This window comes from Pedobacter sp. AW31-3R (assembly GCF_052180285.1).
In the GTDB taxonomy this organism is placed as follows: Bacteria; Bacteroidota; Bacteroidia; order Sphingobacteriales; family Sphingobacteriaceae; genus Pedobacter.
Window position 1 is genome coordinate 3,123,152 of record NZ_CP197475.1, and the last position, 12,679, is coordinate 3,135,830.

Annotated in this window: 13 protein-coding genes; 6 read left to right on the forward strand and 7 right to left on the reverse strand. The window is 41.5% G+C overall.

The genetic code is table 11. The annotated features are described in order from the left end of the window. Window positions 1-46: 46 nt before the first annotated feature. On the forward strand, window positions 47-841 hold the full coding sequence (locus ACSBL2_RS12710) for a PKD domain-containing protein (RefSeq protein WP_442592074.1): 795 nt from the start codon (window positions 47-49) through the stop codon (window positions 839-841). Between the two features lie 106 nt (window positions 842-947). On the opposite strand, the gene ACSBL2_RS12715 is transcribed toward ACSBL2_RS12710, so the two are convergent. The 7 genes from ACSBL2_RS12715 to ACSBL2_RS12745 all read right to left on the reverse strand — a co-directional run bounded on the left by ACSBL2_RS12715 (window position 948) and on the right by ACSBL2_RS12745 (window position 8,291). Further along, complete coding sequence (locus ACSBL2_RS12715) at window positions 948-1,670, reverse strand: AAA family ATPase (protein ID WP_442592075.1); 723 nt, start codon at window positions 1,668-1,670, stop codon at window positions 948-950. Between the two features lie 182 nt (window positions 1,671-1,852). Then, the gene (locus tag ACSBL2_RS12720; protein WP_442592076.1) at window positions 1,853-2,692 is read right to left on the reverse strand and encodes a helix-turn-helix domain-containing protein; all 840 of its coding nucleotides are present in this window, start codon (window positions 2,690-2,692) and stop codon (window positions 1,853-1,855) included. 127 nt (window positions 2,693-2,819) lie between these two features. After that, the gene (locus ACSBL2_RS12725) at window positions 2,820-3,215 is read right to left on the reverse strand and encodes a DUF2809 domain-containing protein (RefSeq protein ID WP_442592077.1); all 396 of its coding nucleotides are present in this window, start codon (window positions 3,213-3,215) and stop codon (window positions 2,820-2,822) included. 109 nt (window positions 3,216-3,324) lie between these two features. After that, the gene (gene creD / locus ACSBL2_RS12730; RefSeq protein WP_442592078.1) at window positions 3,325-4,698 is read right to left on the reverse strand and encodes a cell envelope integrity protein CreD; all 1,374 of its coding nucleotides are present in this window, start codon (window positions 4,696-4,698) and stop codon (window positions 3,325-3,327) included. 104 nt (window positions 4,699-4,802) lie between these two features. Further along, window positions 4,803-5,105 (reverse strand): winged helix-turn-helix domain-containing protein, encoded by a 303-nt coding sequence (locus ACSBL2_RS12735; RefSeq protein ID WP_442592079.1) that lies wholly within the window; start codon window positions 5,103-5,105, stop codon window positions 4,803-4,805. Then, window positions 5,102-5,719 carry a hypothetical protein gene (locus ACSBL2_RS12740; RefSeq protein WP_442592080.1) on the reverse strand — a complete coding sequence of 206 codons (618 nt, stop codon included), beginning with the start codon at window positions 5,717-5,719 and terminating at the stop codon, window positions 5,102-5,104. The genes ACSBL2_RS12735 and ACSBL2_RS12740 overlap by 4 nt, the downstream gene beginning before the upstream one ends. 262 nt (window positions 5,720-5,981) lie before the next feature. Beyond that, entirely contained in the window at window positions 5,982-8,291 is a 2,310-nt protein-coding gene (locus ACSBL2_RS12745; RefSeq protein WP_442592081.1) for a glycoside hydrolase family 3 protein, read from the reverse strand. Between the two features lie 412 nt (window positions 8,292-8,703). Between ACSBL2_RS12745 and ACSBL2_RS12750 the strand changes: the two genes are divergently transcribed. The 5 genes from ACSBL2_RS12750 to ACSBL2_RS12770 all read left to right on the forward strand — a co-directional run bounded on the left by ACSBL2_RS12750 (window position 8,704) and on the right by ACSBL2_RS12770 (window position 12,607). Continuing rightward, window positions 8,704-9,240: a hypothetical protein gene (locus tag ACSBL2_RS12750; RefSeq protein WP_442592082.1), complete on the forward strand. Its 537-nt coding sequence runs from the start codon at window positions 8,704-8,706 to the stop codon at window positions 9,238-9,240. 109 nt (window positions 9,241-9,349) lie between these two features. Beyond that, window positions 9,350-9,586 carry a hypothetical protein gene (locus tag ACSBL2_RS12755; protein WP_442592083.1) on the forward strand — a complete coding sequence of 79 codons (237 nt, stop codon included), beginning with the start codon at window positions 9,350-9,352 and terminating at the stop codon, window positions 9,584-9,586. 218 nt (window positions 9,587-9,804) lie between these two features. Beyond that, entirely contained in the window at window positions 9,805-11,025 is a 1,221-nt protein-coding gene (locus tag ACSBL2_RS12760; RefSeq protein ID WP_442592084.1) for a BamA/TamA family outer membrane protein, read from the forward strand. 424 nt (window positions 11,026-11,449) lie between these two features. Then, window positions 11,450-11,962, forward strand: coding sequence for a DUF4142 domain-containing protein (locus tag ACSBL2_RS12765; protein WP_442592085.1), 513 nt, complete (start codon window positions 11,450-11,452; stop codon window positions 11,960-11,962). Between the two features lie 63 nt (window positions 11,963-12,025). Beyond that, window positions 12,026-12,607: a Crp/Fnr family transcriptional regulator gene (locus tag ACSBL2_RS12770; protein WP_442592086.1), complete on the forward strand. Its 582-nt coding sequence runs from the start codon at window positions 12,026-12,028 to the stop codon at window positions 12,605-12,607. Window positions 12,608-12,679 lie beyond the last annotated feature (72 nt).

Below are 12,679 nucleotides of genomic sequence, written 5' to 3' on the forward strand. Positions count from 1 at the left end.
GATGAAACAGATAAGTCAAATATTCATAAAAATATGCTGCCTGGGAATGATTTTTATCTTCGCCAGCTGCGACAAAGGAGAGGGGAAGCTGGCCGTAGCTCCTGCCGCATCGGATGCGATATTTAGTTATACTGCAGATGCAGCAAACCCCAATAGTGTTACTTTTACCTGCGACAGTAAGTTATCTCCATGGTATATCTACTGGGATTTGGGGAGCGGTAGTTTTGGGGATGGAAAAACCATTACAAAGTTTTTTCCGGAGAAAGGAAGCTATGTGGTGAGAATGAAAATTTTCACGGAAGGAGGGACTGCCGAATCTTCACAGACCATTACAGTGAATGAAGATTTCAAGGGACAGAACCTGCTGAAAGGTGGGGAGATGAAAACTGCAGATGCTTCAAACTGGACGGTGCTGAGTATCAGTAATGGGGTGAATTGGAATTTTGGTGCTACAGGGGCAACGGCAAGTGGAGGGAATGGTGGACACAAGGGTATTTACCAGGCAGTAACAGTGGAAGCAGGGAAGAAGTACAAGTTTGATGCACGTGTTTTTGGCAGTGGGGCTGCGGATACCTGGTTTGAGGTTTACATCAATGAAAAGGCACCTGTAGCTGGACAGGATTATTCCGGAGGTGCTTCTTTGACAGGCCTCAATACCTGGAATGGCTGCGGGAGTTCTCCCTTTGACGGGAAACTTTCTGCAATTTCCTGCGGAGGTGCAGGAAATGAAATACAATTTAATAAAAGTGGTACGGTCTACGTGGTGATCAAGACTGGTGGAAGTAATCTTGGCACTACAGGAATTACTTTAACAGATGTTGAGTTTTATGCGATAAACTAAGTTCCCTTAAAATATAAAAGGCACAAAAAGAGGATTTTCCTTTTTTTGTGCCTAATAACAGCGGACTAAAGCATATTCTTCCTTCCAAGTTAAAAAGATACTGTGTTTATGCTTCAACAGGAGTTCCCCTCAATTCGATCTCCTGAATTAAGGCCTTTTTAACTGTCGTGAATGCATAATCCCTGGCTTCAGCAAAGGAGATCCCGTATTTGCGCGGAATCTGCTGAATGTTTGCCGGGAACCTTGACAATAACTGGTCATAATAACCATCCAGCACATCCGGTGTTGGCATGGTAAAACCTATGCTCAGCTGGAAGCGGCGTAAAAGTGCGGGATCAATAAATGACTCATGGTTCGTTGCGCAAATAAGGAGTGCATCTTCCGGGTAATAGTCAATCAGCTGGATCATGGTATTCACCAATCTGCGCATTTCCCCAACATCCTTGTCATCAACACTTCTGGTCTTTCCGATCTGGTCGAACTCATCGAGGAAGAGTACCGCCTTTTCCTTCCTGGCTTTATCAAAAACCATTTTAATATTTTGGGAGGTTTCCCCAATACGGGAGCAGATGATATTACTCAGGTTCAGGATCATGATATTTTTACCCAGGGAAGTCGCTATCGCTTTAGCAGTAGTGGTTTTGCCACAGCCGGTGCTCCCATGCAGCATGATTTTATTATTGACTGGTAATCCATATTGATGGAGTTCCTCAATATAGCTGTGTTCCTTGATGAGCTGCACAAACTGCTGCTTGCTGGCTTCGTCCAGAAAAAGGTCGTTTAAGGATACCTGTTCTTTATCGTTTATGAGGAGATCAGAAATGTTCATCAGTATGTGTAATGGTTTCGCCTGAATTTACCCGCCAAAGATAGAAGAGAATAGACAATATTACATCTGATTCTTTTCTTTTATGTTCATGGGATGTCTGAAGAAGGACTAAGGGGATGCCCGAAACGGTTGCCCATCATCACCTGTCAATTCCTTTTTCTGCTGAAGCTGCTCTTTTTGTTCTAGTTTCCCTGTATTAACCGTGATGGAGCAATTCCAAAAGCCTTTTTGAAAGCGTAGGAAAAATGGGAGAGGTCTTCAAAACCGACTTCTAAATATACATGTGAAGGTTTCTGCCCTCTCTTTTGGATAAGGTAATAGGCTTCATCCAGTCTCTTTTGCAAGAGCCACCTTCCTGGTGCAGTCTTAAATATCTTTTGAAAATCCCGCTTAAATGTGGTCAGACTCCTGCCTGTCAGGTAACCAAAGCGCTTCAGGCTGATGTTGAACCGGAAGTTCTGCTGCATAAATGATTCCAGGTCAATTTTGCCGGGTTCGCTGAAGTCAAACAATACATTTTTCAATTCCGGATTGGTTTTTAACAGGATAAGTATAATTTCCTTGTGTTTTAAAGCGAGAAAGTGTTCGTTTTCAGGCTCATCAGTGTCGATATAAGGAGATAAGGAATGCAGATAGTCTTCAAGCAAAGAATTGGATTTCAAGTGCATGATCGCCTCATTCCCCGTTTTTCCATCTGCCTGGTAACCATATTCCTGACTCACACGTCTTAAAAAGTCCTGTTTGAACAGGATGGAAGTGGCTTTGAACTCCCCCTCCGCAGGCGACTTTTTCATGTATTTTGCGAGGTAGTTCCTTCTCGCAAAACAGTAATCCCCGGCCTTCAGGTGATATTCCTTGTTTCCGTCAAAAATAGTCATCGTCCCAGCAATAAGATAAACGAACAGGTGTTCAGGAATGAATTGCTCATGCGGAACGGATGCATTGATGTAACAGGGATAAGGATTGCCATTGTCACAACTGCTGTCTGTACGATGATTGCCAATTGACGTTATTGTCTCCATAAATTCATTTACGACAATTGCCTTGTCGGTTAAGGTTATTAGTGATTTGAGGTAAATATAATAGGTTCTACCGTTCCTGACTGACAAATTTCTGTAAAAATTTCAGGACTTTTTTTTCTGTGGAAGTCTACTGCTGATCGACAGAGAAGGCAAGCTTTTCATGAAAGAGATGTTCTGCCGTAAGGACGCTGAGTATACCCAAGGTGTAAGCCAGGATGTCCATCCAGGCAAAGTAATTCCCTAAAACCACAAGGGCAATTTTTGACTTGCTTAGTCCCAGGTATTCAACCAGATGGAAGTATTGTGCGGTTTCAATGAGGTAAGAAAACAACAGTACACCAAGGGCTGCCGGAAGGATGCGGATGTTTAGACAACCTTTCAATAAGGTATATAGAAATATAACAACCAGATAGTCACCCGCATAGGGGCGTATGAAGTCATCATGAGCAAAAAGTGCAATCAGGATTTCTGTGATGAACAGGACAAGGGCAATGCCTAAATAAGTTTTCTTAAATTGGAACATGTTTTTTGATGAGAATTTCAAAGTATGTGAGATAAGGGAGAATGAGTTAAATTCATGGATGCCTGGGATGTCCAGACATCCATGAAATGGCTGTTCCTGATACCGGTTATTAATTTATTTCCTCAGGTAAGGCTGCTTGTTTATTCCAGTCCATTTTTGCCGACAAATACATCATCGTTGCGACAATGACGAATAAGCCTACACTGCCAAATAACAAGGCAAGATCTTCCAGCTGAATAATCACATAAATAAAACTGTAAAAAACGCTAAGGATACAGCTGAAAACCGCTGCTGTTTTTTTATTATTTAACAACATGGCAATGAACGTTCCGACCAGGCCAACAGTGGCTATTGAAGCGATAAGGTAAGCGATATCAAACCCAAACTGTTCACTTAAGGAAAGGAGTAAGGTGTAATAAATACTCATGGCCACACCAATTAATACGTATTGTAGCAGGTGCACTTTCTTTTTGCCAATCATTTCGGTGAAGAAAAGTGATACAAAAGTCAATAGGATAATCAGTATCGCATATTTGGCTGAACGCGTGGTTTTCTGGTATTGATCTACCGGAAGGATAAACTTAACACCGAAGGCAGAATCTTTGCTCTCTGTATCTTTTATGGAGGTATTCGTGGCTATCCATTGTTGGGCAAAGGGACGGTTGAAATAGGGGAGTTTCCAGGAAGCATGAAATGATTTGTCTGTTATTTTACGCTCGTCGGGCAAATACCGGCCGGTAAACTTCGGGCTGTTCCAGTTTCCATCGATCTTCACTGTAGTTATTTTTCCGAGATGCATGAAGTTCAGTTCGCTGCTTCCCCTCAGATCAAGGTCAAAATTGAAATTCAGCGCTGTATTTTTGCCTGTACTTAAGTCGGGCATAATAATCAGGTTGTTTCTGAAAAGTGACAATGAACCAAAATCGGGCTCCACCGTATATGCGGTCTTTTCCAGATGAATCACCGGATTGTTTTTCAGTCCCTTTAAGTCACTGAGGCCAATATCTATTTTTGCTTTGTCCCATTGTACCATTGCCGGATCAATTCCTGATTTCTTAAGCTCAAGGGCAGAAAATTTTCCGTTTACACTCACCTTTGTGTTGTACACCACGACCTCAAATATTCCTCTTTTCAGTGTCATAGGTTCAGCCTGGCTATGAATGTTGAGTTCCTCTGGTAAAAGGTATATGTTGCTGTAGATCTCTCTTTGCACAGACTTGCCGGCACTGTTTTTTTCCAGTACCAGTGTTTTGTAGGGAATAACCATTACCGGCCCCTGAATCAGCTGGCTGCCTGACCAGTTATTTGATATTTCATTGTTTACCTCTTCCTGCCTGTTCTGCCTTTCCGAAATGAGATCCTGTATCCAGTTCGATGGAATAAGCAGGAGCAAGGTGAGAAATGCAATGAGGACTACCTTCACCAGGACTGACTCTGCAAACCAGCTCCTGATTCCTTCTTTGGTTGTTTGTAAATTTTCCATGTGTTTGTTTAATTTGAGGGTGACTGTTTTTTATGTATTGATAATAAGTTGTTTGTGCTTTCTTAAAGTACTTTGCTATTCAAAGTGTATGGTCAAAAAAAAAGTTAGCGTTTCTGCTGTTTAATTAAATTTTCAAGTGCTTCCAGGTGTTTGATAAAGGCAGACCTGCCCCTGTCAGATGCGGAATATTGGGTGTTCGGTTTACGTCCAATAAAACTTTTGTTCACAATAATATAATCTTCCTTCTCTAATGCTTTTAAATGCGAAGCCAGGTTCCCATCAGTAGCCTGCAGCAACTCTTTCAAAGAATTGAAATCGTATCGCTCATTTGCAACCAGTACGCTCATGATCTGTAAGCGAATCCGGTTTTCAAAGGCCTTATCGAATTGTTCTAATGAGATTTTCACTGGTTATATTTAAAATGCATAATTGTACCGTACAATAGGTGAAGTACCCCGAATCCCAATACCCAGAATATAAATCCATAGCCCGGAAATAAAGCGGCCAATAAACCTAAAACGATTTCAAAAACACCAAGCCATTTGACATCGGACAGGGTATAGTGACTGCCGGAAATGAGTGACAAACCATAAAATATCAGGCAGGAAGGAGCTATTACCGCATATTCGCCCCTGTACATCAGGATAAGGATAAAGATTCCCCCGCTGAGTAAGGGGATGGCCATATTGACCAGTAAACGTTTACTGATCGGATTCCATGGTTTTTCACCTTTTCTTTTCGCCTGGCGAATGGTGAGCCAGATTCCGGTGGAAAGTGACAGTACCAATACTGTTATGGCAATAAAAAACAATTGAGACAGAATTTCAGCTTCATTTATGTAATGCGCCCTGTAACTTAAGCCCCCACCCGTATAGACTAAACAATAGGCAGCAACAGCACCAAGAATGGCATAAAGACCAGCCATTACTCCAGATAGTCCGCTAAGGGAGATAAACTTGGTTGAACGTTCCATGAGGTTCCTGATGGAACTCAATTCTGAATAAATATCTTTTTCCTGCATTGCAAAAGAACTTTGAATTACAAAGTAAGATATATTATTTTTAGTAAGCAAGAATTATTTTGCTTTTTATGCGGGTATCTCAGGTATTTGTTTCAGATTTTTGGTAAGCAAGAATTATTCTGCTTTTCACTCCGGTATCCCTCGTGCTTGTTTCATAAAGATTGTAGGGGAGTGGGGAGGTAAAAATCAAAGCCCCTGAACCTTCGAGAGGATACAGGGGCTTTGAAAAACTATCCAGTTGGCCTGGATCGTATTGATCTATTTATTTTGAATGGTATTTTGCAGTTCTTGCATCGCTTATTTTACCTTTCCAGTTCAATCCAAATCCAAAATCATATACGTTTCCTTCGCTATCTGTATGGCATTCCATATCAAAAGGAACATCCTCATACTGCTTTTCTACAACAGACATGTTTTTGGGCATTTGCAGGGGCAATAAACCTGATGGTTCTGCTGCGCCAGAGATGATGTCCAGTGCCGCCTGTCCGGAAACCCCGAAGTGTAAAACAATTCCATCTACACTTTGCTCAAATTCATTAAAAATCATTGGTTTTGAAGCATTTACCACGACAATGACCGGTTTGTCTTTCATCTGGCCTTTTGTATCCTGGATTGTCCTTAAGTCCATCGTGTTGTTCGCAGTGACTGATTTATCTTTATAAGAACGGTTAGTGATGGTCGAATCAATAACCGGATCACCTGCCGCTATACTCTGGGCTCTTGCCTCAGTTGCTGTATAAGTGGAATATTGAAGTGTAATAGGTACATAACCATTTCCACCCGCTTTTCTGTCATTGATATCGTAACCGCCATCTGCGCTGTACGGACTGGATACAAAAACAATGGCAAAATCTGCTTTGGACGGATCTTCCGTTACGTTATAGTATTTTTTGATCACATTGATATCTACCGGATAATCGAACTTTGCGGCGGTATAGATTCCCCACCAGTCTTTAACAGCCGGAAAGTATACTTTAGGAACATATACAGTTTTTGTTTTGGCCATTGGCAAAACACCTGCTTTATTTTTAAGCATCACTACCGATTTCAGCTGGGCATTGTAACCGGCTTTCATGAATTCTGCATTGCCCACTACTTTTTTACTCTCCTGTGGATCCAGGTAGGCATTTTCGAATAAGCCGACACGGAAAATATTTTTTAATAACCTGACTGCTGAAGTTTCAAAACGTGCACGCATAAACTTTTCACCATGTTCTTTGACCCCCATTTCATAAGCTGCCAATACGGGTTTAACATCGTTATTCCCTCCAAACTGGTCAACTCCTGCCATAATGATTTTATAATGGCGCTCATTGATGGTCAGTGCCTCAGCTCCCCAGGGTTTGCCAGCAAAAATATTCGGTGTAGCTCCCTCTTCCCCGGTAATTAACCAGTCTGTGCAAACCACTCCATCATAGTTGTATTTTTTTCTCAACAGATCAGTAATCATGTACTTGCTATAACCATTTGCTACATTGTTTCCTGTCGGATCCTGTCCGTAAGTAATGGTATAATAAGGCATGACTGCAGCCGCTTCTTTAGTTTTTCCTTCCAGTTTAAAAGCCCCTTCGGTGAATGGGTACAAGTGTTGTTCCAGGTTTTTACCTGGATAAACAGCAAATTTACCATAAGCCCAGTGACCATCCCGGCCGCCTTCTTCAGCACCGCCACTCGGCCAGTGCTTCACCATGGCATTTACACTTTTGTATCCCCAGCCGTTTTTAATTTCATCTTTTCCATAGGAAGTCTGAAACCCATCGATATAGGCACGGGCCATATCTGCAGACATCAGGGGACTTTCACCAAAGGTCATGGAGATCCGGTACCATCGCGGTTCGGAACCCAGGTCTATCTGTGGTGACAAGGCCGTTGCAATACCTAGTGCCCGGTATTCTTTCGCTGCTATATTTCCAAATTGTTTGACCAGTGCGGGTTCAAATGTAGCAGCCATCCCTAGTCCGTCAGGCCACATCGATATGGTACCGCCTGCACCAGCATTAAATTCACTGTTGGAAGTTGCCGTATGGCGTGGATCTGTACTTGTATTTCCTGGAATCCCTAGACCAATACCTTCCACAAAGGCCTGCATGTTGTTATTCCAATTCGCTGCTACCTCCGGACTCTCCACTTTAGTGATCAGGATATGACGTAGATTGTCTTCTTTAAGGAATTTTTTTTGCATATCGTTTAACACGAAAGGCTTGGCATTACTTTTACTGTAAGGCTGTCCGTTATAGGTACCCGCGCCGAAACCTGCGTCTGCAGAGGGGATGGCCTGGTGCTGACTGTATAACATGAGGCCGGAAATCTGTGCCACAGACATTTTTTTCGCGAGATCTTTGGCACGTTCCTCCGCAGGAAGTCTCCAGTCTTCATATTTATCCAGTTTCCCATTCTGGTTAAGGTCCTTGAACTTGAATTTGCCAACGGTTAAAATTTGAACACCGGAAGCAGGCGAGTAACCGAGCGTAGCTCCACCAGGGTTCATAACGGTTTTAAAATTCCCGGTTTCCTGGGCATTTGCTGCTATAAACGAAGAAATCGCCCATGCAGTTAAAACTACCTTTTTCATATTGTTTTCTATTTGGTGAAAAAACCATTTTTAAATGGCGTAATTGTATTATTTATTTAACGCTTCATTAGGAAGCAATGGTAGAGTTTATTTTCTGTTTTTCCAAATTTCCTGTGTAATACGGCATCATGTAACGACATATTTATCTTTTGATCTATAATGGGACATAGCACCCAATAAAGGCCATATTTGCAGGAAGGTAAAATACAAGAATATGACAACAAATTATTGCTTTTATGTTTGCGGTTTCTTAATATTGCTCATCCTTATCCTAAATAAGGACGTAGATAAATATACAGCATATCAAACAAAGGATAAGGATATGCTGACTGAATTCAAAGGGCCTTATGTAATAATTGGAGACGTTATTTCAATAAGCAGGTATTTTTGTTAATGATCATGAAGATTCGAAATGAAGGAAAATAACTTCTGTCTTGATTACGACGGAAATAATATTTATATCACAGTGGGCAGTAATATTGCCTTAAGTTCGCGGTGTTTTTTAATCATCTGCAATTTTATTGTAGTTTGCGGTATTGTATTTTCTCTGCTGCAGGGGATGTATGTCTTCACTACAGGCGCATTCGTTTTCCTGTCCTTTTTAATGAGATATACCATATGGAACCTGTTTGGCAAAGAAATCATTACGATCAATGCCAAAGCGATCACTTACCGTAAGACGTATCTTTTTTTTTCCTCTCCCTTATTAACCAGGGGCGTAGGAAATAAGCTGACCGTGGTATCCTATGATATCCATGTCTACAGGCAAAGCCAGCAGGTTAAGGTTATCCTTGAAACCTGTTACAACGGATCTTCGCCGGAAAACCTTTATGAATTTTCATTTCCATTGACTACCGATCAGGCCGAGATGGTTAATTATGTGGTGAGCCTGCTTTACCTCAATAAAATAACTTTCAATTTTCAACAGGCCAAATATAGCCTCAACTAAAGACATTTGGTTCAGTTTAACGGTCGCCCGCATGCCCTCCAAAAACTTTTTAAGGTGCTGATTGTTTTTCTATTATCTGATTATCAATTAATACCTAATTAAACCGGAGATGATGAAGTTGAACCGTTTTTTTTTAGCGATGGCTACTGCAGGAATTGCAATGGCTTCGTGCAGTAATAATAAAAGTACTTCCGGAACCGATTCTTCTGGTAATGACGGTGCTGTTATGGATACAACGCTGACCGACACGACGACTGTGGGACAAGCGGACAGCACCCACTCTTTTAGGAATGACAGGGGAACAGATAGTGTCAGTGCAGGAAAAAGTATTCCTGCAAAACCCTGATCAACCGGCAATCCCACTACACAAAGCCTTTCAAACGTTTTCAAATGCTTTTAAACGAGTGATGCAAAGTGTTTGAAAGGCTTTGTGTTGGAACACAATTGAACATACACCTGGCTTTTCAGCGGGATTGTTTATCCTTTTTGTTTGAAACATTCACCCCACTGCGTTGTTATATGTCATATTTACTGCAATAAAAACGGCAGCTTCATCCATACCACATGCGAAAACTTCATCTTATTCTCTCTCTCTTATTTCCTTTCCCGCTGCTGGCGCAGAATTCCAACAATGTTATACCTCAGAATAATACAGTTAAAGATACCGCCCGGCAAACCGACCTGATCGATATAGGAAAAGCTCTTTTCCGTATCAGTCCGCAGAAGATGAGGGCAGAACGCGACAAGAAAATTTATTTTTCCATACTCCCCGTGAGCAGCAGTGCGCCGGGAGGAAGTGGTAACGTGCTGATCACAAGTACCACCGCAGGTGTATACCTGGGGCCTAAGCGCACCACGAACCTTTCCAGCGTTACCTTTGCCCCTTACTGGAATTTTAAGAGCCGGTTCGGATTGCCTTTGCGTTCCAATATATGGCTGAAGGACAATACCTGGAATATTCAGGGAGATACGCGGTTTTTATATTATCCACAATATACCTGGGGATTAGGAAGTAACCGGAAGTATGACGAAAGGACACTGGTGAACTATAAGTATATCAGGTTTTACCAGAGTGCATTGAAAAGGATAGAACCCTATTTATTTGCCGGGATGGGATATAACCTTGATTATCATTTCAATATCAACAATGACAATCCTGAAGTCAGCCTGAAAGATTATACCGGATATAATTATGGAACCGGAAAGAATTCATTTTCTTCCGGAATCAGCTTTAACCTGCTGTATGATACCCGTAACAATTCTATAAATCCTCTGCCAGGGGTCTATGCCAACCTGGTCTACCGGATCAATCCCGGTTTCCTTGGAAGTAATGACAGCTGGAGCTCTATCTATACAGATGTCCGGAAATACATCAACCTAAACCCGGTAGACCGCAACCAGCAGAATACCCTTGCCATCTGGTCTTATTTCTGGACAACACTGAACAGCAAAACTCCTTATCTTGATTTGCCCAGCACAGGATGGGATCCCTATAACCGCTCGGCACGGGGAATGGAACAAAACCGTTACCGGGGAAGAACCTTGTTTTACTTGGAGACCGAGTACAGGCGTGACATCACCAGAAATGGTTTATTGGGCTTTGTCGTTTTCACCAATGTGAATAGTGTAAGCGGTTCTGGCTCTTTATTTACTTCCTGGCACCCCGCAGCAGGAACAGGTTTACGCGTGAAGTTTAATAAGGGTTCCAATACCAATATTGGAATTGACTATGCGGCAAGTAAAGGATACAGTACTGTGGTGTTTAATCTTGGAGAGGCTTTTTAGAACTGAGTTGGGTCATATTTTTTTTCTTTTTCGTTGTCCCTGGTCAAAATAGGAGCTAAGTACCTCAATGTAACAGGTTTGTTTCTTAATTTGTTAAAGAAAATCTATTTGCTGACAATGGGAATTTTCAATTCTTCCCACCTGTATCGGCGTTTTTAGTAGAAAAAATGTATTTTGGAACAAATATTGTGTATTCCAATGAAACCATTATGAGCATGCTGCTTAAAAGGAGCAGTAAACTGCTTATGTGATGGCTTTATTACTTTAAAACCGTCACAGGCAGCTTGAAGACAATTAAAAAACAATAAGAACAACTGAAAACTCAATTATATTTTGATGAGACCATCATAAGCCTACCACTTACAAATAGCAATGAATTGGCATATGATAGCTTCATCACCTTTAAAAAACAATTATAATCCTTATGAAAAAAATCCATTTATTAAGTTCTCTCCTTCTTCTTTTCGCCGTAACCCTATTTTTTCCATCCTGCAAGTCGGAAGACGGCGACTACCAGATCAGCAATCAGGACTTTTTGAATGAAGCGGCTACTTTCAATGCTTTTCAGATCTCTGCCGGAGATCTTGCACAATCCAAAGGCTCCACTGAGTCCGTAAAACAATATGGTGCTAAAATGGTAACTGAATTTACTTCGTATAAAAATGAACTGGCAGTGCTCGTAGCTTCAAAAGGATGGACAACCCCAACAACTGTAACTGCAGCACAGGAGGCCGATCTAATTGTACTGCGTGCCCTCTCCGGAACGGCCTTTGACAGTAAATACAAAGAGATAATGGTGTCTGCTGGTCAGAACATCCTGGATTCTTATCAGACATCGTCAGGTAAAAATGGTGTTTTTGATGCGGACCTCAGAAATTATGCGAAGAACAAAATCGTTTATCTCGAATCACATTTAGCCACTGCCAAAACATTGTAGGGATAAAATCAAAGACCTATACCTCACAAAGCGGCAGCTGTACTGCCGCTTTTATTTTTTACTATGATTTTAAAATACCTGACCGACCACCACTTTAAAATTCTCTATTATAAAAAGGGGACGGTTATTTATGAACCGGAACAAAAACCCAGGTATGTCTACTTCGTGAAAAGCGGAGAGGTGAGGATGGTGACAGTTAATGAGCTTGGGAAGGAGTTTATCCAGGGAATCTACAAACCAAAACAATATTTCGGAGAACCCGCCCTGTTGCTCGACCGGCCTTACCTGGCTTATACCATCGCCTCCAAAGACACAGAACTCATCCTGATAGATAAAAACTCCTTCTTAAAAATGCTGGAGGAAAACAGGGATTTCAGTATGGATCTCATTTATGCCCTGAGCAACAGATTGTTCTATAAATCGATGATGCTGGAAGAACTGGGGAATGAACAGGCAGAGCATAGACTACTCACCTTAATCAGGTACCTCAGCAAGGATCTGCAATCAGGCGAGGTACTGGATATTACACGGCAGGGGTTAGCTGACAGAAGTGGACTGAGGGTGGAGACTGTTATCCGCACCATTAAAAAATTAAGCGATACCGGGGAAATTAAATTATTAAACGGAAAGATTATAAACTGTTAGAATTTACGGATGATATGACATAGGTCATAAGAATAAAGGATATACAATACGTATCTTTGTTGCACAATACAT